The organism is Micromonospora sp. NPDC004540, assembly GCF_040610095.1.
Classification (GTDB): Bacteria; Actinomycetota; Actinomycetes; order Mycobacteriales; family Micromonosporaceae; genus Micromonospora.
Genome location: NZ_JBEXLR010000021.1, coordinates 1 through 24,770 on the forward strand (window position 1 = coordinate 1; position 24,770 = coordinate 24,770).

Annotated in this window: 17 protein-coding genes and 1 tRNA gene; 5 read left to right on the forward strand and 13 right to left on the reverse strand. The window is 74.3% G+C overall.

Translation table 11 applies throughout. The annotated features are described in order from the left end of the window. From ABZV78_RS10205 to argS, 10 genes are all read right to left on the reverse strand, one after another. Positions 1-3,509: phosphodiester glycosidase family protein (locus tag ABZV78_RS10205; protein ID WP_355637222.1), on the reverse strand; the 3,509-nt coding region annotated here is incomplete at its 3' end. Positions 3,510-3,650: 141 nt separating this feature from the next. Next, positions 3,651-5,675, reverse strand: coding sequence for a transcription termination factor Rho (gene rho / locus ABZV78_RS10210; RefSeq protein WP_355637224.1), 2,025 nt, complete (start codon positions 5,673-5,675; stop codon positions 3,651-3,653). 294 nt (positions 5,676-5,969) lie between these two features. After that, entirely contained in the window at positions 5,970-6,908 is a 939-nt protein-coding gene (gene thrB, locus ABZV78_RS10215; RefSeq protein WP_355637331.1) for a homoserine kinase, read from the reverse strand. Positions 6,909-6,993: 85 nt separating this feature from the next. Next, positions 6,994-8,238 carry an MFS transporter gene (locus tag ABZV78_RS10220; protein WP_355637226.1) on the reverse strand — a complete coding sequence of 415 codons (1,245 nt, stop codon included), beginning with the start codon at positions 8,236-8,238 and terminating at the stop codon, positions 6,994-6,996. A gap of 9 nt (positions 8,239-8,247) precedes the next feature. Next, positions 8,248-9,069, reverse strand: coding sequence for a polysaccharide deacetylase family protein (locus ABZV78_RS10225; RefSeq protein ID WP_355637228.1), 822 nt, complete (start codon positions 9,067-9,069; stop codon positions 8,248-8,250). A gap of 170 nt (positions 9,070-9,239) precedes the next feature. After that, positions 9,240-12,485, reverse strand: a complete 3,246-nt coding sequence (locus tag ABZV78_RS10230) for an efflux RND transporter permease subunit (RefSeq protein ID WP_355637230.1) — start codon at positions 12,483-12,485, stop codon at positions 9,240-9,242. A 122-nt stretch (positions 12,486-12,607) separates the two neighbouring features. Continuing rightward, complete coding sequence (thrC, locus tag ABZV78_RS10235) at positions 12,608-13,657, reverse strand: threonine synthase (protein WP_355637231.1); 1,050 nt, start codon at positions 13,655-13,657, stop codon at positions 12,608-12,610. Positions 13,658-13,769: 112 nt separating this feature from the next. Then, on the reverse strand, positions 13,770-15,077 hold the full coding sequence (locus ABZV78_RS10240) for a homoserine dehydrogenase (RefSeq protein WP_355637233.1): 1,308 nt from the start codon (positions 15,075-15,077) through the stop codon (positions 13,770-13,772). Next, positions 15,074-16,459, reverse strand: a complete 1,386-nt coding sequence (gene lysA, locus ABZV78_RS10245; protein ID WP_355637235.1) for a diaminopimelate decarboxylase — start codon at positions 16,457-16,459, stop codon at positions 15,074-15,076. Before lysA ends, ABZV78_RS10240 begins: the two co-directional genes overlap by 4 nt. Before the next feature lie 55 nt (positions 16,460-16,514). Then, entirely contained in the window at positions 16,515-18,179 is a 1,665-nt protein-coding gene (gene argS / locus ABZV78_RS10250) for an arginine--tRNA ligase (protein ID WP_355637237.1), read from the reverse strand. 98 nt (positions 18,180-18,277) lie between these two features. Between argS and ABZV78_RS10255 the strand changes: the two genes are divergently transcribed. The 4 genes from ABZV78_RS10255 (at position 18,278) to ABZV78_RS10270 (ending at position 20,903) form a co-directional block, all read left to right on the forward strand. Further along, the gene (locus tag ABZV78_RS10255) at positions 18,278-19,099 is read left to right on the forward strand and encodes a DUF3105 domain-containing protein (RefSeq protein ID WP_355637239.1); all 822 of its coding nucleotides are present in this window, start codon (positions 18,278-18,280) and stop codon (positions 19,097-19,099) included. Positions 19,100-19,109: 10 nt separating this feature from the next. Then, entirely contained in the window at positions 19,110-19,781 is a 672-nt protein-coding gene (locus tag ABZV78_RS10260) for a DUF305 domain-containing protein (RefSeq protein ID WP_355637241.1), read from the forward strand. A 179-nt stretch (positions 19,782-19,960) separates the two neighbouring features. Beyond that, complete coding sequence (locus ABZV78_RS10265; protein WP_355637333.1) at positions 19,961-20,656, forward strand: winged helix-turn-helix domain-containing protein; 696 nt, start codon at positions 19,961-19,963, stop codon at positions 20,654-20,656. A 175-nt stretch (positions 20,657-20,831) separates the two neighbouring features. Continuing rightward, positions 20,832-20,903 (forward strand) — tRNA-Arg (locus ABZV78_RS10270). 45 nt (positions 20,904-20,948) lie between these two features. On the opposite strand, the gene ligD is transcribed toward ABZV78_RS10270, so the two are convergent. The 3 genes from ligD to ABZV78_RS10285 all read right to left on the reverse strand — a co-directional run bounded on the left by ligD (position 20,949) and on the right by ABZV78_RS10285 (position 23,280). Beyond that, on the reverse strand, positions 20,949-21,908 hold the full coding sequence (gene ligD / locus ABZV78_RS10275) for a non-homologous end-joining DNA ligase (RefSeq protein WP_355637243.1): 960 nt from the start codon (positions 21,906-21,908) through the stop codon (positions 20,949-20,951). Positions 21,909-22,015: 107 nt separating this feature from the next. Beyond that, on the reverse strand, positions 22,016-22,495 hold the full coding sequence (locus tag ABZV78_RS10280) for a cupin domain-containing protein (RefSeq protein WP_355637245.1): 480 nt from the start codon (positions 22,493-22,495) through the stop codon (positions 22,016-22,018). Then, positions 22,492-23,280 (reverse strand): isocitrate lyase/phosphoenolpyruvate mutase family protein, encoded by a 789-nt coding sequence (locus ABZV78_RS10285; RefSeq protein WP_355637247.1) that lies wholly within the window; start codon positions 23,278-23,280, stop codon positions 22,492-22,494. The genes ABZV78_RS10280 and ABZV78_RS10285 overlap by 4 nt, the downstream gene beginning before the upstream one ends. Positions 23,281-23,327: 47 nt before the next feature. On the opposite strand from ABZV78_RS10285, the gene ABZV78_RS10290 reads away from it, so the two are divergent. Then, a complete protein-coding gene (locus tag ABZV78_RS10290) occupies positions 23,328-24,734 on the forward strand; it encodes a PLP-dependent aminotransferase family protein (protein WP_355637249.1) in 1,407 nt (468 codons plus the stop codon). Positions 24,735-24,770: the final 36 nt, after the last annotated feature.

The window sequence follows — 24,770 nt, forward strand, 5'->3', positions numbered from 1 at the left end:
CGGCCGATCCGGGCCACCGCGGCGGCGTAGTCGATCGCCCCGAAGACGATCATCCGGGGCGGCGGCAGGTACGACTGGACGAAGACCGAGACCTCCGTCGCCTCGGCGCGGACGCCGTTGACGGTGACCGCGAGCAGCACCTGCGCACCGGGGCGCAGCGCGGTCAGCCGCCCCGTCGCCGGGTCGAACCGGGCCACGTGCCAGGGCTTCACCCCGTCGGCGGCGCCGATGTGCAGGTTCGGCGAGCCGGACCAGTCGGCGCTGACCGGGGCGGCCACCGGGACGGCACGGCCGCCGGGCTGGGTGAGCGTGGCCGTGACGGCGGCCGGGGCGCCGACCGCGACCTCGGCCGGGGCGGCCAGGGCGAGCCGGTCGACGTGGGCGTGGAACTCCGCGGCGATCCAGCGCGGCCCCTCGGCGAGCGGGTCCCGGCGGGCCTGCTCCGCCTCCTGCGGGGTCACCGGGTCGACGCCGAACTCGGTCCAGCCGGTGAAGCCACCGAGCTGGGCCGGGGTGGACGGGTCCTTGCCCGAGTTGCCGTTGATCACGTACGGCACGCCGTCCACCCGGTCGGCGTGGAAGGTGCCGACGTGCCCGTTGACCATCAGGGCCCCCTTGCCGGTGCGGTGCTGGAAGTCGGCCAGCCACTGCTCCACCAGCGCGGCCTCCTTCCGGTCGCCGAGCTGGCTGGCCTTGGCCGGGCTGGGGTCGCGGGGCGGGTGGTGGAAGAGCACGGTGACCGAGCCGACCGCCGGGTCGGCGGCCGCCGCGTCGAGCGTCTTCCGCAGCAGCTCGACCTGGTCGAACCCGCCGCCGCGCAGCGAGCCGGTGGCCGTGCTCAGGGTGACGAAGCGGGTGCCCTCGTGGTCGAAGACCCGCGAGGTGTCGCCGAACACGCTCCGGAAGTTGTCGATCGGGGCGCCCATGATCTCGTGGTTGCCGGGCACGTAGTAGTACGGCAGCTCGCCGCCCAGCTCCTCGTCCAGGATCCGCTTGGCCAGGGCGAAGTCCGCCGGGTACGCGGTGTCCACGAAGTCCCCGTTGATGACCAGGAAGTCGGGCTTCGCCGCGCGGATCTCGCGGAGCGTGCGGCGGGCCTGGGCGACCAGGTCGCTGTCCGGGTTGGCGGCCACGAACTGGGCGTCGGACATGACCGCGAAACGCCAGGGCGCGCCGTCCACCGTGCCGTCCCGCAGCACCACCCGGTCGGTGATGTTCGGCTCCTCCGGCGCCTGCACCGTCGTGGGCACCCGGGCCACCAGGTCGTCGATGACCACCTCGCTCTTGTACTGCTTGGCCGGGTCGGTCTCGGCCACGTAGAACCGGCGCACCCGCACGGGGTACTGCACGCCGGGCGGGACGGTGAACTCGACGTACCGCCAGCCGGTCCACGTCAGGTAGGGGCCGCGCAGCACGAACTGGGTGTCCTGGGCGTCGTGCAGGTGCAGGCTCGGCCACTCGCCGGTGCCGTTGCCCTTGATCCACATGCCGAACGCCTGCGGCTGGCCGGGCACCGGAATCCAGGCCGGCGGGTCCGCGTACGCGGCGCGGGTGCCGGTGGACTGGCTGAAGTCGTAGGACATCTTCAGGCCGGTGCCGGTGTGGCCCGGGGCCGGGGCGACCGCGCCGCTGGCCCGCGCCTGGCTGAACTTCCAGGAGGTGGCGTCGTCGAAGCCGGCCACCGGCACGTCGGTGAGCCCGACGGTGACCGGGAGCACGGTGGTCTTCGCGCCGACCCGGACGGTGACCAGCGCGGAGCCGGTGCCGGCGAGCGCCTTGACGGCGAGGTTGCCGTCGGCCGTCGGGGTGACGTCGAGCAGGTCGTGGTCGTACTCCAGCTTGAGGTCGGCCGGCTCGATGGGCGCGGTGTTCCCCTCCGCGTCGTAGCCGACCACACCGAACAGGCCGGTGTCGCCCTGCTGGTTGAGGCCGAGCCGGTCCACCGTGGAGTCGACGCGCTCCAGCGCGCCCAGGACGGTCAGGTCGAGCGTGCCGCGCGCCTCGTCGCGCCAGGCCGTGACGGTGCTGCGGCCCGGGCGGCCGGCCCGGAACACCCCGTCGTCCACGGTGCCCTGGGCGGCCGGGTTGGCCCGCCACTGCGGCGCGCCGGCGGCCGGCCCGTACGTCTCGTCGTAGCCTGCGGCGGTGAGCCGGCGGGTGAGGCCGGGGAAGACCCGGTCCGGCCGGCCGCCGCGGATCGGGGCCACGCCCGGCGCGGCGGTCGGGTCGCTGGCGGTCTCCAGCCAGTAGCCGGTGAGCCGGCCGCTGCCCTGCGGCGCGTAGATGGCCAGGCCGTTCGGCACCGGCCGCTCGCTGCCGTCCGAGGGACTGTTTTCCACCTGGACGGCCGCCGCGCCCGGCTCCCGGGCCAGCAGGGTCGACGAGCCGCCGCCGTCGAGGTTGAGCGCGCTCCACGCGCCCAGCTCGACCATCATCCGGCCCATCTCGGTCTGGGTGACGCCCCGGCTGTCCACCTGCCGGCCGTCCACGGTCAGCATGATCATCCGGCGACCGTCGGCGGAGAACCCGACCGAGGTGCGCGGGGCCAGGCTCGCGTCGGCGATGCTCTGCACCACGCCGTCGCGGACCAGCACACTGCCGCCGCCGACCGCGGCGCGCGGGCTGCTCCCGTCGGAGGCCTTCGGCCGCCAGGTCAGGTCGACCGGGTCACCGGGGCGGAGCGCGGCCAGGGCGTCGGCGCCGGCCTCCCGGCCGAGCAGCACCGTGGTCCCGGCCGGGATCGGGCCCTCCCCGGCCGCGGTGGCCACGGTCGCGACCCGGCCGCCGGTCACCGTCACCTCGACCACCCGCGCGGCGCCCTCCACGGCCCGGTTGCGGGTGTACGAGCCCCAGAGCGGGGTGAAGACACCGACGCCGTCGCGCTGCACCATGTTGTTGAACTGGGTCAGCGACACCGGCCCGGCGGGCAGGGCGGCGGTGCCCTCGAAGCCGACCTGGATGACCCGGCCGAGCCCCTCGGCGCTGATCGCGGCGGCGTTGGTGTGCCCGGCGACCGGCGACTGGACCAGCTCACCGGAGCGGATGCCGATGCCCTGCGCCGCGCCCGAGTTGTTGATGTCGAAGAAGTCGCCGTTGACCGCGGCCACCGCCCGGGAGCGGTCCACCGCCGCACGCAGCGGCTCGTCGCGGGTGACCGCGCCGGAGTTGACGTAGTCGACGGTCACGCCACCGGAGAGGTCGGCGGTGAGCGCGTCGGCCCGGAGCCAGCCGTCGGCGTCGTACCGGTCGAAGGAGGTGAGGTCGAGTCCGGGGGCGACCGGACGGGTGGTCTTCGCGGTCTCCAGGCCGCCGGCCGGCTCCACGCCGGACCCGCCGGCGAGGGCGACCGCGGAGTCGGGAAGGGAGGAGGCGGCGGGCGCGTCCTCGGCCGGGGTGTGCGGTTCGGCCACGGCCGCCGCCGCACCGGGCGGGACCGGGGCGGTGAGGGTGAGCAGCGGCGTCAGCAGCAGGACGCCGGCGAGACGGGCGGATCGACTGCGGATTCGCATGGGCCACAGTCAACCCGAGACTGAACAGAAGTTTCAATACCCTCTGGCTTAACCGAAGGAAAACTTCACCGGGCGACCGGCGCCGCACACGCGAAGAGGGGCACGGCCCGCAGGCCGTGCCCCTCTTCGGAGCCGCTCAGATCACTCGCCCGGAGTGGACTTCGCGATCTGCATCAGGAACTCGATGTTCGTGCGGGACTGCTTGAGCCGGTCCAGCAGGAGGTCGAGCGCCGCCTGCGAGTCCAGCGAGTGCAGCACCTTGCGGAGCTTGTGGACGATCGCCAGCTCCTCCGGCGCGAGCAGGACCTCCTCCTTGCGGGTGCCGGAGGGGTTGATGTCGATCGCCGGGAAGACCCGCTTGTCGGCGATCTTCCGGTCCAGCTTCAGCTCGGCGTTGCCGGTGCCCTTGAACTCCTCGAAGATGACCGTGTCGGCCATCGAGCCGGTCTCCACCAGCGCCGTCGCGAGGATGGTCAGCGAGCCACCGTTCTCGATGTTCCGCGCGGCGCCCAGGAAGCGCTTCGGCGGGTAGAGCGCGGTGGAGTCGATACCACCCGACATGATCCGGCCGCTGGCCGGCGCCGCCAGGTTGTACGACCGGCCGAGCCGGGTCACCGAGTCGAGCAGCACGACCACGTCGTGGCCCAGCTCGACCAGGCGCTTGGCCCGCTCGATCGCCAGCTCCGCCACCGTGGTGTGGTCCTGCGGCGGACGGTCGAACGTGGCCGCGATGACCTCGCCCTTCACCGACCGCTGCATGTCGGTGACCTCTTCCGGCCGCTCGTCGACCAGCACCACCATCAGGTGGCACTCCGGGTTGTTCCGGGTGATCGCGTTCGCGATGGCCTGCAGCACCATCGTCTTGCCCGCCTTCGGCGGCGAGACGATCAGCGCCCGCTGGCCCTTGCCGATCGGCATCACCAGGTCGATGACCCGGGTGGTCAGCACGTTCGGCTCGGTCTCCAGCCGCAGCCGCTCCTGCGGGTACAGCGGAGTGAGCTTGTAGAACTCCGGCCGGCGCTTCGCCTCGTCCGGCTCCATCCCGTTGATGGTGTCGAGCCGGACCAGCGGGTTGTACTTGTCGCGCCGCTGCTCGCCGTCCCGGGCGGCCCGCACGGCGCCGGTGATCGCGTCACCGCGGCGCAGGCCGTACTTCTTGATCTGGGACATCGAGACGTACACGTCGTTCGGGCCGGCCAGGTAGCCGGTGGTCCGGACGAAGGCGTAGTTGTCGAGCACGTCGATGATGCCGGCGACCGGGACGAGCACGTCGTCCTCGCCGACCTGCGGCTCGCGGCCGCCACCGTCGCCGCCCTCGGCACGCTCGCCGCGGCCGCGCCGGCGGTCCCGGAACCGGCTGCGCCGGCCGCGCCGGCCGCCGCCCTCGCCGTCCTCGTCACCGTCGTCGTTGCGCTCGGCGCGCTGGCCCCGGTCGTTGCGGTCGCCCCGGTCACCCCGGTCGTTGCGCTCGTTGCGCTCGCCCCGGTCACCGCGCTCGCCCCGCTCGTTGCGCTCGCCCCGCTCGGCACGCTCGCCCCGCTCGGCACGCTCGCCCCGGTCGGCACGCTCGCCCCGGTCGTTGCGCTCGGCCCGCTCGCCACCGCGCTCGGCCCGGTCACCGCCGCGCTCGGCCCGCTCGCCACCGCGCTCGGCCCGCTCGCGGCCCCGGCCCTCGCCGCGCTCGGCACGCTCGCCGCGCTCGGCCCGCTCACCGGTCTCGGCGGGAGCCTCCTCGGCGCGCGTCTCGGCCGGCCGCGCCTCCGCGGTCGCGGCGGCCGCCCGGCCCCTGCGGCTGCGGGTGCGGGTCTCGGTCGCCTCGGCCGCCGGCGCCGCCTCGGCGGTGCGACGCTCGGTCTCGGCCCGCTCCTCGCGGACCTCGGCGTGCACCTCCTCGCGGGCGGGAGCAGCCGCGGCCGCGACCTCGGCCCGCGGTCGAGGGGTTCCGGCGGCGGCGCCGCCCTGCCGCTCGGTGATCGCGCTGATCAGCTCGCCCTTGCGCATGCGAGCCGTACCGGAGATACCGAGCGACGCGGCCAGGCTCTGGAGCTCAGGCAGCAGCATCGCCGACAGGCCGGTACCGCTGCGCCGACGGCGTGTGGGGGCGGCAGTGGTGGCATCGCCAGCGACGTTGGAAACATCCGACGTCACGTCGGTGGTGTCGCTCAATGGATTCCTTCCCTCGATAGGCCGGGGCTGCCCGGAGTCGAGAACAGGTGGCCGGGCGGCCTCGGTGCACCCGCCTCGCATGGACGCGTCGCGGGAGTCTGTGACACAGCAGCCGGTCGGTTTCCCGACTCACCAACGTCGGTGAGCAGGTCTCGCCGTCTGCGGCGACCTGTGGAAACTGCGGTGCGGCGTGGGCCTTTGGCAGGGGTGACGGGCTGACCGCCGAGAGCTTCGGGGGTGCGCCGACCCGCAGGAGATCGCATGCTTCGCGGCTGTGCTAGGTGTAGAGCGTAATCAACTCTTCCGACCTGCGGCAACAGGGTCCCGCTCGGCGTGTCCAAGTCTACCCCGGGCAACCCGGGCACCGCTGACGTCTATCGGCAACTCCCACCGGCGCCAATCTGTTCCCGCGTCGAATCCCGCGGGGACCTCGGAGAGCGCCAGCACGGTCGGGCCTGCCCCACTGACCACAGCCGCCACACCCGCCGCACGCAGCGCATTCACCAGGGCGGCCGTCGCCGGCATGCCCCCGGCCCGGTAGTCCTGGTGCAGCCGATCGACGGTGGCCGGCAGCAGCAGCGCCGGATCGGCGGTCAGCGCGTGCACCAGCAGTGCCGCCCGCCCCGCGGTCAGCGCCGCGTCGCCGTGCGGCACGGTGGCCGGCAGCGCCGCCCGGGCCACCGAGGTCAGCCCGCGCTCGCCGGGCACGAGGACGGTGGGCCGGACCGCCGCCGCCACCGGCAGCGAGACCGCCCGGGCGCCGCCGGGCTCCGTCCAGGCCACGGTGAAGCCGCCGAGCAGGCAGGGCGCCACGTTGTCGGGGTGCCCCTCCAGCTCCGAGGCCAGTTGGAGCGCGGCGGCGTCGTCCAGCCGTGCCGCGCCGTCGGCGACCAGCGCCCGGGCCAGCAGCACCCCGGCCACGATGGCCGCCGAGGAGGACCCGAGGCCCCGGGCCTGCGGGATCCGGTTGACGCACTCCAGGGCCAGCCCGGCCGGCTGCCCGCCGAGCAGGTCGAAGGTGGCCCGCATGGCGGTCACCACCAGGTGCCGGTCGTCGCCGGGCAGCTCGCCGGCGCCCTCGCCGGTCACCGCCACCCGTACGCCGCCGGCGGTCACCTCGGCGGCCACGTCGTCGTGCAGCCCGAGGGCCAGCCCCAGCGAGTCGAAGCCCGGGCCCAGGTTCGCGCTGGTCGCGGGCACCCGGACCCGGACGGGACCGGAGGTGAAAGTCATCGGCACCGGCTCATGCTAGGTCCCGGCACCGACGGCGCGCCGGATCGCCCGGACCGTGGGAACGGCGGCCCGACGGCGATCCCGCTCAGGGGGTGCGGCTGGGTGCCGGCTCCTCGACCGGGTCGGTGAGCGACAGCCGCCGGGTGGCGAGCCGCCAGCCCACCGCGTAGACCACGGTGACCAGGCCGCAGCCGGCCAGGACGGTGCGCTCGTCGACCGCGTCGACCACCAGCGCCACGACCAGCTGGCTGATCGAGATGGCCAGGGTCGCCAGCATCATGTCGGTGGCGAAGACCCGGCCGCGCAGCCGGTCCGGCACCTCGCCCTGGAGGGCGTAGTTGGAGAGCACCCAGTTGCTGCCGCCGCCCAGGTGGGCCAGGAAGACCAGCACCAGCACCAGCGGGAACCAGTCGACCACCGAGACGCCGAGGTAGGCCAGGCCGTAGAGGGACATGGACAGGGCCAGGCCGGTGAGCAGCCAGGCCCGGTTGCTGAGCACCCGGCGCATCAGGATGGGGCCGACCAGCGCGCCGGCGCCGCGGGAGGCGAAGAGCAGGCCGGTGCCGACCGCGCCGACCCCGTACAGCCCGGCGAGCAGCGGGAAGACGGTCAGCACGCCGTTGCCCAGCCCGACCGCCGACTTCACGGTGACCAGGGCGAGCACCCGCGGCCGGTGGGCGATGTAGCCCAGCGCCTCGCGGATCGCCGGCCAGGTGCGCGGGACGACCGCCGCCGGGTCGCGGGGCGCCTGCAACGGCCGGCGGATCAGCGCGGCCAGGCCCGCCGCCCCGGCCAGGCCGGCCGCGGCCACCCAGAAGCTGGCGTACGGGCCGGCGGCGGCGCTCAGCATGCCGCCGAGCGAGGCGCCGACCACGGTCATGGTGCCCCAGGCCGAGCCGGCGATCGCGTTGCCGGCGGCCAGGTCGGCCGGGTCGAGCACGTTCGGCAGGGCAGCCTGGGCGGCCGGCGAGTAGAACGCCTTCGCCACCGCCACGGCGGCGATCGACACCAGGGCCAGCCAGGCCGTGCCGGCGCCACGGACGCCGAGCAGCAGCAGGATGCCGGCCAGCGCGGCGAGGTTGGCCGCCATCATGATCTTCCGGCGGTCGAAGCGGTCGGCGATGGTGCCGGTGTACGGGAGCAGCAGCGCGGTCATGCCGGTGTCCACGGCGAGCACCAGCGCGCCCCACACCCCGCTGCCGGTCAGCGCCGGCAGGAGCACCAGCAGCGGCACCATGACGAACCAGTCGGCCCCGAAGACCACCAGCTCGGCGAGAAAGAGGTTGCGGAAGTCGCGGTTGCGGACGAGGACCGAGACGGTGGGTGACACGCCGGAACCCTATCGGGCCACTCCCGGGTCGGCAGCGCGGCGCAGCAGTTCGGAGACGGTGACGAAGGTGTAGCCGCGGGCGCGCAGCCCGGTGATCATGTCGGGCAGGCCGCGGAGCGCGACCAGCCGCCGCCCGGGGCCGACGTCGTGACCGAGCAGGATGGTGCCGGGCCGCACGTCGGCCACGATCCGCCGGGCGTGCCCGGCCGGGTCGTCCGGGTATTCCCCCTCCACCATCTGGAGAGTCCAGAGCACCAGCCGGTAGTTCAGCCGGGCGGCGGCGTGGAGCACGGCGCCGCCCAGATGCCCCCAGGGCGGGCGGAGCAGCCGCGGGGCCGCCCCGGTGGCCGCCAGGATCGCCTCGTGGCTGCGGCGCAGGTCGTCGTAGGCGGTGCGGGCGTCCATCCGGGCCAGGTCGTGGTGCGCCCAGCTGTGGTTGCCCACCTCGTGCCCGCCCAGGCGGTCGCGGACCAGCGCGGCGTGCCGGCGGGCCGACCCCCCGACCAGGAAGAAGGTGGCCGGCACCCGGTGCTCGGCCAGGGTGTCCAGCACCATCGGGGTCCACTGTGGCCCCGGCCCGTCGTCGAAGGTCAGCGCGACCAGCGGGGCGCCGGTGCGGACGGCCCAGACGACCTCGACCCCGCCGCCGCCGACCTGCTGGTAGCGGTTGCCCAGCGTGGCGCTGGCCGGCCCGCCGCCCAGCGGGAGCCGGCGGTCGGCGATCCAGGTGCTCTGCGAGGTCGCGGTGGCACCGAGCGCGGCGCCCCCGGCCAGCAGCGCGGTCCGGCGCAGCACCGTACGCCTGCCCCACCGGGCCACGCCGTCCGCCATCGCCCCCGCTCCCGCTCCGGCCGGGCCGCCCCGGCACCGCGGGACGAGCCGACACCCACAGTAGGTGTCGGCTCACTCACCGTACCGTCACCGGTTGTTCCCCACTGTCCCCCGTACGGGGGCGGGTGGCCGCCCGGCACGGGACGGGCACCCGCTCCGGGGTCGCGCGGTTACTCCGTCGGCGGCAGCGGGGACCGGCGGCTCTTCGGCAGGCGCAGCACCTCGAACTGGTCCGTGCCGTCGACCAGGGCGGCCGACGGGGCCGGGCGGGCCGGCGGGCCGGCGGCCTCGGCCGGGGCCGCCGGAGCCCCGACGGTCACGGGGACCGGCGCCGGCGGCTCGGCGGGCACCGGGGTGCCCCGCCGGCGGGCCCGGCGCTCGCGGAAGGACTCCTTGGTGCGCTCCACCATCGTGTAGAGGGTCGGCACCAGGATCAGCGTCAGCAGCGTCGAGCTGAGCAGCCCGCCGATCACCACGACGGCCAGTGGCTTGGAGATGAAGCCGCCCTCACCGGTCAGGCCGAACGCCATCGGCAGCAGCGCGAACACGGTGGCGACCGCGGTCATCAGGATCGGCCGCAGCCGGCGCCGGCCGCCCTCGACCACCGCCTCGGTCACGCCCATGCCCTGCCCCCGGTACTGGTTGATCAGGTCGAGCAGCACGATCGCGTTGGTCACCACGATGCCGACCAGCATGAGCACGCCGATCAGCGCCGGCACGCCCAGCGGGGTCCCGGTGAGCAGCAGCAGCCCGATCGCGCCGGTCGCCGCGAACGGCACGGAGATCAGCAGGATCAGCGCCTGGGTCAGGCTGCGGAACGTGCCCACCATGATCAGGAAGACGATCGCGATCGCGGCCAGCACGGCCAGCCCCAGGTCGGCGAAGGCGTCGGCCTGGTCCGCGCTGACGCCGCCGATGACGAACGTCGCCCCCGGCACGTCCAGCGCGTCCAGCTTCTTCTGCAGCTCCTGGGTGGTGGCGCCGAGGTTCGAGCCGGTGGCCGTGCCGGTCACCGACACGCTCCGCTTTCCGTCGATCCGGGTCACCTGCTGGGGGCCCTCGACCTGGTTGACGTCGGCGATGTCGTCCAGCTTCACCGGGCCGACCCGCAGCGCCCGCAGCTCGGCCAGGCTCAGCGGCGGCCGGGCCCCGGTGCTCAGCACCACGTCCTGCGGGGTGCCGTCCAGGGTGACCTGGCCGAGCGGCGCCCCCCGGTACGCCTGCGCGACGACCTGCCCGACCGCTGCCTCGGTCAGCCCGGCCCGGGCCGCGGCGACCCGGTCCACGGTCACCTCCACCCGGGGCACCCGGGTGGCCAGGCCGGTGGTGACGTCCTCGACGCCCGCCGTGCCGGCCATCGCGTCCCGGACGGCCTCGGCGGCCCGGGTCAGCGTCTCCTGGTCGGCGGCCTGCACGACCACCTCGAGCTGGTTGGCGGAGCCGGCGTTCTGCCCGCCGCCGAAGGTGAGCTCGCCCGCGTCGGGGCCGAGCGCGTCGAACTCCTTGCGCAGCTTCTCGCGGACCTCCGCCGCGTCGGTGTCGTCGGTGAGCGCCAGCGACCAGGAGGCGGTGTCGTTGCCGCCGCCCGCCCACGGGTTGTCGCCGCCGCCCGCGCTGACCTGGTAGGTCGCCACCCCCGGCGTACGGCGGAGGATCTCCTCGACCCGCGCGGCGGCCTGGTCGGTGCCGGTGAGCCCGGTGCCCGCCGGCAGCTCCTGCTGGATGGCCAGGGTGTCCTGGCCCGAGTCGTCCAGGAAGTTGGTCTCCAGCTTCTGGGCCAGGCCGAAGGTGCCGAAGAGCACCAGCAGGCCCAGCGCCACGGTCGCCCAGCGGGTCGCCCGGGACCGGGTGGCGAAGCCGATCACCGGCAGGTACGCCCGCTGCAACGGGCTGCGCAGCTCCTTCTCCGCGGCGGCGTGCCGGGCGGCGGCCTCGTCGACCCCGCGGCGCGGCGGCTTGAGGAACCAGTACGCCAGCACCGGGATCACGGTCAGCGAGACCAGCAGCGAGGCGAGCAGGGCCACCGTCACGGTGATCGCGAACGGCGCGAAGAGCTGCCCGACGAAGCCGCCCACCAGGGCGATCGGCGCGAACACGGCGACCGTGGTGAGGGTGGACGCGGTGACCGCGCCGGCCACCTCGCGGACCGCGGCGAGGATGGCGTCCCGCTTCGGCTCGCCGTATTCCAGATGGCGCTTGATGTTCTCCAGCACCACGATCGAGTCGTCGACCACCCGGCCGACGGCGATGGTGAGCGCGCCGAGGGTGAGCAGGTTCAGCGAGTAGTCGCCGGCCCAGAGCACGATGAGCGCGACGAGCACCGACAGCGGGATGGAGACCGCCGTGACCACGGTGGAGCGCACCGAGAGCAGGAAGACCAGGATCACCACGACCGCCATGAGCAGGCCGAGCAGGCCCTCGGTGGTGAGGCTCTCGATGGACCGCTCGACGAACGGGGCCTGGTCGAAGACCACGGTCAGGTCGGCGCCGGAGGCGGCCTCCAGCTCGTCCAGGCGGTCGCGGATGTCGTGCGAGATCGCCACCGCGTTGCCGTCCGGCGAGGCGGTGACGGCGATGCCGAGGCTGGGCTTGCCGTTGGTGCGGGTGAAGGCGGTGGCCGGGGCGAGCTGCTGCTCCACCCGGGCCACGTCGCCGAGGCGTACCGGGGCGGCGGGGGCGGTGCTGAGCACGATCCCGCGCAGGTCGTCCACGGTGCGGATCGGGGTGCCCACCTGCACCGGCAGCGAGCGGCCGCCGTCGAGCACCGCACCGGCCGGCAGCGCCACGCCGTTGGTCTTCAGCGCCTGGGCGATGGCGGTCGGGGCCAGCCGGGCCGCGGCCAGCTTCGCCGGGTCGGGAACGATGGTCACGACCTGGTCGCGGGCGCCGGTGACGTCGACGGTGCGGACCCCGTCCAGCCCCTCCAACTCGGGCACCACGGTGCCGCGCAGCTTCTCGGCCAGGGCCTGCTCGTCGGCGCCGCCGGTCGCGGCGACCACCACGGCAGGCAGGTCGTCGGTGCTGCCGGCGATCACCTGCGGGTCGACGCCCTCGGGAAGCTGGGCGTCGATCCGGCTCAGCGCGGTCTGCATCTTGTTGACCACGTCGTCCAGGTCGGTGCCGAACTCGTACTGCACCTGGACGGTGGCGGAGCCCTCGCGCGAGGTGGAGGTGACCTTCTCCAGCCCCGGGATGCCCTGGAGGCTGCTCTCGATCGGCTCGGCGACCTGGGACTCGACGATCTCCGGCGCGGCGCCCGGGTACGGCGCCACGATGAACGCGGCGGGGAACTCCAGCGACGGCAGCAGCTGCTGCTTCAGCGACGGCACGGCGAACGCCCCGAACGCCGTGGTCACCAGCGCGATGAGGGCGATCAGGCCCCGGTTGGCGAGACTGAATCTGGCGAGCAGCGACATGGGCGTTACTCACTCCTGGAAAGGGGTGTACGGGGTGTCCAGAGTCTGCCGCACGCGATCACGCTCCCACGCACGGACCCCGGCCGGGGTGACGGTGCCCGCTCCGGCCCGGAGTGGGCGCGTCAGACCAGGTCGAGGGAGCGGGCGGCGGCGAGGGAGTCGTTGGCGATGGTCAGCGGGGCGGGCGCCGTGGAGATGGCCCACTCCGGATCCTTGAGCCCGTGGCCGGTCACCGTGCAGACCACGGTGGCGCCGGCCGGCACCCGGCCGGCGGCGGCCTGCTGGAGCAGGCCGGCCACGCTGGCCGCGCTGCCCAGCTCGACGAAGACCCCGACCTCGCGGGCCAGCAGCCGGTACGCCGAGAGGATCTCCCGGTCGGTGACCGCCTCGATCAGCCCGCCGGAGGCGTCCCGGGCGTCGACCGCCTTGGTCCAGCTCGCCGGGTTGCCGATCCGGATGGCGGTGGCGATGGTGGACGGCTCCGGCACCACCTGCCCGGTGACGATCGGGGCCGCGCCGGCCGCCTGGAAGCCGTACATCCGCGGGGCCTTCGTGGCGTTGCCGTCGCGCAGGTCCTCGGAGTAGCCCATCCAGTAGGCGGAGATGTTGCCGGCGTTGCCGACCGGCAGGCAGTGGATGTCGGGCGCGTCGCCGAGCGCCTCGACGATCTCGAACGCGGCGGTCTTCTGCCCGTGCAGCCGGTCGATGTTCACCGAGTTGACCAGCGCGACCGGGTAGTCCTGGGCGAGCTTGCCGGCCAGCGACAGGCAGTCGTCGAAGTTGCCCTGCACCTGGAGCAACTTGGCGCCGTGCACCAGCGCCTGCGCCAGCTTGCCCAGGGCGATCTTGCCCTGCGGCACCAGCACCGCGCAGGTGATCCCGGCGCGGGCCGCGTACGCGGCGGCGGAGGCGCTGGTGTTGCCCGTGGAGGCGCAGATGATCGCCTTGTCACCGGCCTCGACGGCCTTGGAGACGGCGACCGTCATGCCCCGGTCCTTGAACGAGCCGGTCGGGTTCGCCCCCTCGACCTTGAGCCACACGTCGGCGCCGACCCGGGCGGAGAGCACGGGCGCCGGCAGCAGCGGCGTGTTGCCCTCGTGCAGGGTGACGACGGGAGTGGCGTCGGTGACCGGCAGCCGGTCCCGGTACGCCTCGATCAGACCCCGCCACATGTCGCACTCCTCGCGTCTGCCGCCCCCGGTCGCGGGGCCCCTCCCAGCGTGGACCAGCCTTCCCGACCCGCCGCCGGCACACCTCCCCTTAACCATCAGGCGGGACGGACGGCTACGCCCCGCCCTCGACTCGCAGCACACTCGTCACCGAGCGGACGATGTCCAGCCCGCGCAGCTCGCGGACGGTGGCCGCGAGCGCGGCGTCGGGCGCCACGTGGGTCACGATGACCAGTTCGGCGTCGGCGCCGCCGGCCGGGCCCTGCCGCACCGTGGCGATGGAGACCTCGTGCCGGGCGAAGACCCCGGCCACCGCCTCCAGCACACCCGGCCGGTCGGCCACGTCGAGGCTGATGTGGTAGCGGGTGAGCGCCTCGCCCATCGGCCGCACCGGCAGGTCGGCGTACGCCGACTCGCTGGCCGCATGCACCCCGGCGAGGCGGTTGCGGGCCACCGCCACCACGTCGCCGAGGACCGCGCTGGCGGTCGGCGCGCCGCCGGCGCCCCGGCCGTAGAACATCAGCTGCCCGGCCGCCTCGGCCTCGACGAAGACCGCGTTGAACGCGTCGCCGACGCCGGCCAGCGGGTGGGTCAGCGGGATCATCGCCGGGTGCACCCGGACGCTGACCGTCTCGCGGCCGGCCGCGTCGGCGCCCCGCGCCGCGATGCAGAGCAGCTTGATGGTGCAGCCCATGGCCTTGGCGCTGGCCACGTCGGCGGCGGTCACCTCGGTGATGCCCTCGCGGTGCACGTCGGCGGCGGTGACCCGGGTGTGGAACGCCAGCGAGGCGAGGATGGCGGCCTTGGCGGCGGCGTCGAAGCCCTCCACGTCGGCCGTCGGGTCGGCCTCGGCGTAGCCCAGCTCGGTGGCCTCCTCGAGCGCCTCGGCGAAGCCGGCGCCGGTGGCGTCCATGGCGGAGAGGATGAAGTTGGTGGTGCCGTTGACGATGCCGGTGACCCGGTTGATCCGGTCGCCGTGCAGCGACTCGCGCAGCGGGCGCAGCAGCGGGATGGCGCCGGCGACGCTGGCCTCGTAGTAGAGGTCGGCCCCGCCCTCGGCGGCCGCGTCGTGCAGCGTCGCGCCGTCCTCGGCGAGCAGCGCCTTGTTGGCGGTGACCACGCTCTTGCCGGCGCGCAGCGCCTCGACCAGCCAGGTGCGGGCCGGCTCGATCCCGCCCACGACCTCCACCACGACGTCCACGTCGTCCCGCTTGACCAGGCCGAGCGGGTCGGTGGTGAACAGGGCGGGGTCGACCGGCAGGTCGCCGCGGTCCCGGCCGACCCGGCGGACGGCGATGCCGGCGATCTCCAGCGGGGCGCCGATCCGGGCGGCGAGGTCGGCCGACTGCTCGTGCAGCAGCCGGACCACGTCGCTGCCGACCGTGCCGCAGCCGAGCAGCGCCAAGCGAACGGGTGAGGTCATCCCACATCCAATGCGAGCAGGTCGTCTTCGGTCTCCCGGCGGACGATCAGCCGGGCCCGACCGTCGCGGACGGCGACGACCGGGGGCCGCGGGACATGGTTGTAGTTGCTGGCCATGCTCCGGCAGTAGGCCCCGGTGCCGGGCACCGCGACAAGATCTCCGGGCTGCACGTCGGCGGGCAGGAATTCATCCTTCACCACGATGTCCCCGGACTCACAGTGCTTTCCCACCACGCGGGCGAGCATCGGCTCGGCGGCCGAGACCCGGTTGGCCACAGTCGCCGAGTAGGACGCGTCGTAGAGCGCGGTGCGGATGTTGTCGCTCATCCCCCCGTCGACGCTCACGTAGGTGCGGATCCCGTCGACGTCCTTCACCGTGCCCACCTCGTAGAGGGTGAACACGGCGGGCCCGACGATCGCCCGGCCGGGCTCGATGGACAGGTGCGGCACGGCCAGCTTCTCCGCCGCGCACTCCCCGTCGACGATCTTGCGCAACCGCTTGGCCAGGTCGTGCGGCGCGGCCGGGTCGTCCTGGGTGGTGTAGGCGATGCCGAAGCCGCCGCCCAGGTCCAGCTCGGGCAGCTCCACCCCGCGCGCGTCGCGGATCTGCGCCTGGAGGGCGAGCACCCGGCGGGCGGAGACCTCGAAGCCGCTGGCGTCGAAGATCTGCGAGCCGATGTGCGAGTGCAGCCCGCGCAGCTCCAGCACGTCCTCGTCGAGGATCTTGAAGGCGGCCGCGGCGGCGGCCCCGCCCGCGAGGGAGAAGCCGAACTTCTGGTCCTCGTGCGCGGTGGCGATGAACTCGTGGGTGTGCGCCTCGACGCCGACGGTCACCCGGACCAGCACCTTCGGGCGTACCCCGCGCTCGCGGGCCAGCGCGCTGAGCCGGTCGATCTCGGCGAACGAGTCGACGATGATCCGGCCCACCCCGGCGTCCACGGCCCGGGTCAGCTCGGCCACGGACTTGTTGTTGCCGTGGAAGCCGATCCGCTCCGGCGGCATTCCGGCCGACAGCGCGGTGGCCAGCTCACCCCCGGTGCAGACGTCGAGGAACAGGCCCTCCTCGGCGATCATCCGGACCACCGCGCGGCAGAGGAACGCCTTGCCGGCGTAGTAGACGTCGGCGTCGGGGAAGGCGTCGCGGAACTCGCGGCTGCGCGCGCGCAGGTCGTCCTCGTCGAGCACGTAGACCGGGGTGCCGAACTCGGCGGCCAGGTCGCGGACGTCCAGGCCGGCCACCGCCAGCGCGCCACCCGCGCCGCGCGCTACGTTGCGCGGCCACAGCTGCGGCACCAGGTCGTTGACGTCGACCGGGGTGCGCAGCCAGGCCGGCCCCCGGTTGCCGATGTCGCCGTGCAGGGCGCCGGCCTCGTGCGCCCGCATCAGTTGTCTCCGCTTCGCGACTGCGGGGCTCGCAAGCTCACTCCTCGCGCTCGCATTACATCCGCTCCGGGGCCGAGACGCCGAGCAGGCGCAGGCCGTTGGCGATGACCACCCGGGTGGCGTCGTTGAGCCAGAGCCGGGCCCGGTGCAGGTCGGTGACCTCCTCGTCGCCGCGCGGCAGGATCCGGCAGTTGTCGTAGAACCGGTGGTAGGCGCCGGCCAGCCGCTCCAGGTAGCGGGCGACCAGGTGCGGACCGCGCAGCTCGGCCGCCGAGGAGACCACGGCCGGGAACTCGGCGAGCGCCTTGAGCAGCTCGTTCTCCTTCTCGTGGGAGAGCAGCTCGGCGTGGAAGCCGGCGGCCTCGCCCCGGGTCAGCCCGACCTCGGCGGCGTTGCGGCCCACGCTGGCCGTGCGGGCGGCCACGTACTGGACGTAGTAGACCGGGTTGTCGCGGGTGGCCCGGGTCCACAGCTCCACGTCGATGTCGATCGGCGAGTCGCTGGAGTAGCGGGCCAGCGCGTAGCGGGAGGCGTCCACGCCGATCGCGTCGACCAGGTCCTCCAGGGTGACCACGGTGCCGGCCCGCTTGCTCATCCGCACCGGGGCGCCGTCCCGGAGCAGGTTGACCAGCTGGCCGATGAGGATCTCTAGGTTGCGCTCCGGGTCGTCGCCGAAGCAGGCCGCCATGGCCTTCATCCGGCCGATGTAGCCGTGGTGGTCGGCGCCCAGCATGATCACCACGCGCTCGAAGCCGCGCTCGCGCTTGTCGAGGTAGTAGGCGCAGTCGGCGGCGAAGTAGGTCCACTCGCCGTTGGACTTGCGCAGCACCCGGTCCTTGTCGTCGCCGAAGTCGGTGGTGCGCAGCCAGGTGGCGCCCTCGGACTCGTAGAGGTGCCCCTGCTCCCGCAGCCGGTCGAGCGCCTTGTCCAGTTCGCCCCGGTCGTGCAGGTCCTTCTCGTTGAAATAGGTGTCGAACTCCACGCCGAAGTCGCGCAGCGACGACTTGATCTCGGCGAACATCAGCTCGACGCCCTCGACCCGGAACACCTCCTGGGCGGCGGCCTCGGCCAGGTCCAGCACCTCGGGCCGGCGCTTCACCACCTCGGCGGCGATCTCCGCGATGTACGCGCCGCCGTAGCCGTCCTCCGGGGCCGGCTGGCCCTGGGCGGCGGCGAGCAGCGAGCGGGCGAACCGGTCGATCTGGGAGCCGGCGTCGTTGAAGTAGTACTCGGTGCCGACGTCGGCGCCGGTAGCCCGGAGCAGCCGGCTGAGCGCGTCGCCGACGGCCGCCCAGCGGACCCCGCCGATGTGCACCGGGCCGGTCGGGTTGGCCGAGACGAACTCCAGGTTGATCCGCTGGCCGGCGAGGGTGTCGCTGCGGCCGTACGCCGGGCCGGCCTCGACGATGACCTTGGCGAGCTGGCCGGCGGCGGCCGCGTCGAGCCGGATGTTGAGGAAGCCCGGGCCGGCGATCTCCACCGACTTGATCCCCGGCGCCCTGCCCAACTGGTCGGCCAGGGCGGCGGCCAGCTCCCGCGGGGGCACGCCGACCTTCTTGCTGAGCTGCAGCGCCAGCGTCGAGGCGTAGTCGCCGTGCTCGGGGTTGCGGGGTCGCTCGACGGTGGTCTGCGCGGGCAGCGCGGAGCGATCCAGGCCCCGGTCTTCGAAGACGGCGTGGGCTGCGGAGAGGACGACCTCGGCGAGTTCTGCGGGAGTCACCGAACCATGTTATCGGGGGTAGACTCGGTCCCCGCGGCGGCGACCCAGCATGTGAACCGGCCCCGCGGCTCCCTGACCGACCGACCTGACGAGGCACGATGAGCATCAGCACCCCGGGCGGCCCGGAGCGCCGCCCGACCGTGGTCAGCACCGGCAAGAAGCCGGCCGCCGGCCGGCCCGCGGCCGCCGACAAGCCCGCCGGCGGCAAGGCCGGCGCCGGCAAGGGCGGTCCCCGGCAGACCGGCGGCAAGGGCCGCAAGCCGGTCACCCCGGTGAAGGTGAGCCAGGGTCGCTCGTGGGGTCCGATCGCCCTCTTCGTCGCGGTCGGTGTGCTGGCCGTCGGCATCATCGGCGTCGGCGCGTGGGCCGTCTACCAGGGCTCGCAGCCCTGGCAGAAGCGGGCCGACGCGATCAACGGCATCGTCGACTACCGCAAGAAGGACAAGGACCTGGTCAAGGGCGGCCAGCACCAGGCGGGCTCGCTCAAGTACGACGTGCTCCCGCCGGTCGGCGGCCCGCACAACCAGGCCTGGCAGAACTGCATGGGTGACGTCTACGACGCCCCGATCGCCAACGAGCACGCGGTGCACAGCCTGGAGCACGGCACGGTCTGGATCACCTACCGCCCCGACCTGCCCGCCGACCAGGTGGCCAAGCTCAAGGCCAAGGTCGAGGGCAAGGAGAAGCTCATGCTCAGCCCGTTCGAGGGGCTGGACAAGCCGATCTCGCTCCAGGCCTGGGGCTTCCAGCTCAAGGTCGACAACGCCGACGACGGCCGGATCGACGAGTTCATCAAGACGCTGCGGGTGAACGCCTCCGTGGAGGGCCCGACCGCGCTCTGTGACCAGGGCGTCACCGCCACCGGCACCACGCCGCGGGACAACCTGGGCAACAACATGCCCGAGCAGCCGACCCAGTAAGGACGCCGCGATGACCGCTGCCGCGACCACGGACCCCGACCTCGACGAGGCCTCGGTCACCGACCCCGGTGACCACGGGGCCGCGCGGCGCTTCGGCCTGCTGGCCCTGGCCGCCGCCGTCGTGGTCGGGCTCCTCCTGGGGTACGCGGGCGGCCTGCTCACCCCGTCCCTCACCCGGCCGGGGAACGATTCGGCCGAGGCCGGCTTCGCGCGGGACATGACCAGCCACCACGCGCAGGCGGTGGCGATGGGGCTGCTGGCGTTCCGGCAGGGCCAGGACCCGGAGGTACGCCAGATCGGCGGCGACATCGCCACCGGGCAGCAGGGCGAGATCGGCACCATGCAGACCTGGCTGCGCTCCTGGAAGCTGGACCCGACCGGGGACCAGCCGCCGATGGCCTGGATGTCGGACGGCGCGTCGGTGAAGAACGGGCTGATGCCGGGCATGGCCACGCCGGAGGAGATGGCGAAGCTGCGGGCCGCGAGCGGGCGCGAGTTCGACGTGCTGTTCCTGCAGATGATGATCCGGCACCACGTCGGCGGGGTGCACATGATCGACGGGATCCTCGACCAGGGGCACGACGACGACGTGCTGGCGGTCGCCCAGGTCATGAAGAACACCCAGCAGACCGACCTGGCGAACCTGTCGGCGGCGCTCAAGCGCCTGGGCGGCAGCCTGTAACACCTGCTCGGCCGAAGGGCCCGCGTCGTGTGCGACGCGGGCCCTTCGCGTACCCCGAACCGGGCTGCACCCGTTATGCCGGTTTATAACGGTTTGGGTCGTACAACCCATTGCGCTGCTTGGAGACTTTTCTCCACACATATCGTGACCAGTTGCGATTCGGGCTCGTTGCGCAGGACGTGGGGGTTGCACTCAGAGACGCAGGGCGGTCGGTGACCAGCTGGTGCCGACGCCACACCATCGGCGGTGACGGGGCGGTGGCAGCCGTCCGTCGCGGACTGCGGCAGGGCGAGCCGGGAACGCTCAGCCGCGAACAGGAACTCGAACTGATCGACGTGCTGCGGGGCGTCCACCCCGACGAGTTCGGCCTGGACGAGGAGCTCTGGACGCGACAGAGCCTGACCAACCTCATCGAGCGCCAGTTCGAGCTGACCATGGACGCCGGCACGGTCGGGGCGTACCTGCGGGCCTGGGGGTTGGGTCCGCGGGAGCCCCGCGAGCGGGCCTGCGGGCTCTGCGTCGGCGCGGTCGAACGCTGGGTACGCAGCGAGTACCCGTCGATCACCCGGGCCGCCCAGGAGCACGCCGCGGAGGTCTACTGGATCGGCCGGGTACGCCTGCGCGGCACCATGCCGGCGGCCGACGTGATCTCCGCGGTCTCGTCCCGCGGCCGGGTGCGCTTCATGATCACAACGCCCACGGTCGACCCGCCGCTCCCCCGCGAGTTCGTGCTGCGGCTCAGCGGCGCCGAGGAGCGCACGGTGCACCTGATCGTCGACGGCTCCTGGCCACGCAACGAGTGGCCCCGCCGCCTCCCCCGCCGCATCCTCCTGCACCCTCTGCCCAGCTGCGGCCGCCCCGTCGCCGCCGCCTGACCCCCCGACCCCGACCCCGACCTGGGCCACCCGCCCGCCCGGCTCGGTGATCATGAGGTTGGCGGCGATGTGGATCTCCGCTTGCGCCGTTAACCTCATGATCGGCAGAAACGCCGGCGTGGGATGCCGATTGGGTGATCCGGGTAGGAGTTTGCTAGTCTTCTCGGGTCGCTGAGCCCCCGTAGCTCAGGGGATAGAGCACCGCCCTCCGGAGGCGGGGGCGCAGGTTCGAATCCTGCCGGGGGCACAGACACGAAAAAGCCCGGGCCGCCGGCCCGGGCTTTTTCTCTGGTCAGCCGGCCTCGCGGCGGGCCTTGGCGCGGCGCTTGCCCTCGTGCATGGCCTGCACCCGGGCCACCGGGATGGTCCGGCCCTCGGCCACCAGTTCCTCCGGCAGCCGCTGCGGCGCCGGCAGCGCCTCGGCCCAGGGGTCCCGGTCGCCGAGCAGCGCCGGCACGGTCTTCACGGTGAAGTCGGCGGGGGTTGCCGACTCGACGTCGGCCCAGCCGACCGGGTACGACACCGGCGTGCCCGGCCGGATCCGCGGGCTGTACGCGGCCACCACGGTCGCCCCGTACGACCGGGTGGAGTCGACGAAGACCCGCCCGCCCCGGTCCTCGACGATGAAGGCGGTGGTGGCCAGCGCCGGGTCGAGCCGTTCGGCGCGGGCGGCGAGGGCGCGGGTCGCCGCGGCGGCCTCCTCGGCGGTGGTCGCCGGGTCCACCGGCACGATCACGTGCAACCCCTTCGCGCCGCTGGTCTTCACCGCCCCGGCCAGTCCGGCCTCGGTGAGCGCCTGCCGGACCAGCAGGGCGGTGCGGACCGCCACGCCGAACGAGTCACCCGGCGGCGGGTCCAGGTCGAGCACGAGGTGGGTCGGGTGCTCGGGGTGGCCGGCGTGGCCGAGCGTCGGGTGGTACTCGACGGCCCGCTGATTGGCGAACCAGAGCAGGGTTCGCCGGTCGTCGCAGAGGGCGTACGAGATGCTGCGGTGCGAGGCCTCCGCCCAGACCGAGGTGCGGCGCACCCAGTCCGGCGTGTACTTGGGCAGGTTCTTCTGCATGAACGGGTCCTGGCCGGGCCGCACCCGGATCACCGACAGCGGCCGGTCCCGCAGCCCGGGCAGGATCCGCTGGTGGACCGCGTCCAGGTAGTCGACCAGGTCGCGCTTGGTGGCCCCGGCCCCGTCGAACAGCGGCTGGTCCAGGTTGGTCAGCGACACCCCGTCCCGGGTCTCGTCAGCGGCGCCCATCCGCCCACCTTCCCGGGCCGAGCGCGGGTCGGCAACCCCGACACGGCGCCCGGCGGTGTTCCAATCGCTCCGGGCCTGGTCGGCGTGCCCGTCGGCGGGGTGCGGGATCAGACCCAGAACGTGTCGTGCCGCAGGAAGAACTCCGCCTTCTCCTCCTCGCTCCTGTCCGCCAGGTCCAGCAGGCCCTCGAAGTAGCCCTCGCGCGGCGCACCGGGGGCGAAGTGCAGCAACATCGAGGCCGGCTCGCCGGACTCGTTGCGGAACGCGTGGACGCCACCCTCCGGGACGTGCACGAAGTCCCCGGGCACGGTGTCGATCCACCGCCGGCCGTCGTAGATGCGCACCGTCCCGGAGAGGATGAAGAAGGACTCCGAGATGGACCGGTGGAAATGCGGCGACGGGCCGCTCGGCTGCGGCCCCATCTCCCAGCGGTAGAGGCCGAACTGCCCGTTGGTCGACGCGCCGGTGGCCAGGTAGCTCGCCGTACCGCCGGAGGGATAGACCAGCTCCGCGGGATGATCCGCGGGACGGTAGGTGGCCGACTGCTCGCCCAGGTCCCCGGAGTAGCGGGGCGGTGGGTAGGTCACGGGGCCTCCTCCCCGGTCGGAAACGCCTCGTCGCTCGCCTGAATCGCGGCGAGCATCCCGACCATACGGGCGCGGGCGGCCGCGTACAGGCTCGAGCCGTAGCTGATTCGGGCCACGCCGAGGGCGGCCAGCTCGGCCGGGGCCGGTGCACCGGGCCGGGCCAGGACGTTGACCGGAGCCTCCACCTCGGCCACGAGGGTGCGGATCTCCTCCGGGTCGGCCAGCAGGATCGGGTAGACGCAGTCCGCTCCCGCCGCCAGGTAGCGACGGGCCCGGCGGACCGCCTCGACGAGCCGCCCCTCGGCCGGCCCGTACGCCCGCAGGTGCACGTCGACCCGGGCGTTGAGCACCAGATCCACGCCGGCCGCCGCGGCGGCGGCCCGGATCCCGGCCAGCAGCTCGGCCTGCTCCTCGACGTCGTGCAGCGCCCCGGTACGCGGGTCGGAGTCCTCGATGTTGCAGCCCACCGCGCCGGCCGCCAGCAGCCGCTCGACCAGCTCGGCCGGGCGCAGCCCGTACCCCCGTTCCAGGTCGGCGGTGACCGGGACCGCCACCGCGGCGGCGATCCGGGCGACCGCGGCGAACATCTCGGCCACCGGGGTGGCCTCGCCGTCGGCGTGGCCGAGCGCCTCGGCGACGGCGGCGCTGCTGGTGGCGACGGCCGGGAAGCCCGCCGCGATTACGGCCCGGGCGGACCCCGGGTCCCAGGCGTTCGGCAGGATCAGCGGGTCCCCGGGGCGGTGCAGCGCACGCAGCGCAGCGGCCCGCCGGCTCAGCTCGGTCATGCGGTCAGTCTCGCCCCGCCGGCGGCCCGCCCGTAAGCTCCAATTCCGTGCCGACGGACTGGGCCGATCTCGGCGTCGACCTGCACCTGGAGCTGGACGCCAGCGGCGGCCGGCGGGCCGGGCTGGAGCGGGCGCTGCGCGAGGCCATCCGCGACGGCCGGCTCCCGCCGGCCACCCGGCTGCCGGCCACCCGCACCCTCGCCGCCGAGCTGGGCCTGTCCCGGGGCACGGTGAGCGCCGCCTATGACCAGCTGGTCGCCGAGGGCTGGCTGGTCGCCCGGATCGGCGCGGGCACGGAGGTCAGCGCGCTGCGCCGGGCCACGCCGCCGCCGGCCCCGCAGCCGCCCGGGCCACCGACCTTCCGGTACGACCTGCGCCCCGGCAGCCCCGACGTCGGGCTCTTCCCGGTCACCGCCTGGCTGCGGGCCACCCGGCGGGCGTTGGCCGTCGCCCCGGCCGAGGCGTACGGCTACGGCGACCCGCGCGGCCGGCCGGAGCTACGCCGGGCGCTCGCCGGCTACCTGGGGCGGGCCCGGGGCGTGCTGGCCGACCCGGACCGCGTCGTGGTCACCACCGGCTACGTCCAGGCCCTGGTGCTGCTCACCGGCGTGCTCCGGGACGCCGGCACGCCGGTGCTGGCCATGGAGGACCCCGGGCTGGCCTTCCACCGGGAGGTGGTCCGCCGGCACGGCGGCACCGTGCTGCCGCTGCCGGTGGACGGGCTCGGCGCGCGCACCGACCTGCTCGGCGCCGGGCCGCTGGCCCGGGTGGGGGCCGCCGTGGTGACCCCGGCGCACCAGTTCCCCACCGGGGTGACCCTGCACCCGGCCCGCCGGCACGCGCTGGCGGAGTGGGCCCGGGCCACCGGCGGCCTGGTGATCGAGGACGACTACGACGGCGAGTTCCGCTACGACCGGCAGCCCGTCGGCGCGGTCCAGGGCACCGCCCCCGAGCAGGTCGCCTACGTGGGCACCGCGGCGAAGACGCTGGGGCCGGCGCTGCGCCTGGCCTGGCTGGTGCTGCCGGCCCGGCTGGTGGAGCCGGTGGTGGAGGCCAAGCGCCACCTGGACGTGCACAGCGAGACGATCGGCCAGCTCGCCCTCGCCGAGCTGATCGACGGCCACGGCTACGACCGACAGGTCCGTACCGTCCGGCGCCGCTACCGGGAGCGGCGGGACCTGTTGCTGGGCCGGCTGGGCGGCCGGTCGGCCGTGGCCGGGGTGGCGGCCGGCCTGCACGCCACCGTCCACCTGCGACCGGACGGCCCGGGCGAGGGCGCGGTGCTGGCCGCGGCCGCCGCGCGCGGCCTCGCCGTCGGCGGGCTGGCGATGCACCGGCACGACCCGGCGAGCGGCCCGCCCGGCCTGGTGGTCGGCTACGCCCACCCGCCCGCGCACGCCTACCCGGCCGCCGTCGACCTGCTGGCCGGGGTGCTGCACGACCTGGGCGCCTGACCGGCCGCGACGGCTCGGGCGCTCGCGGCTTCGGGT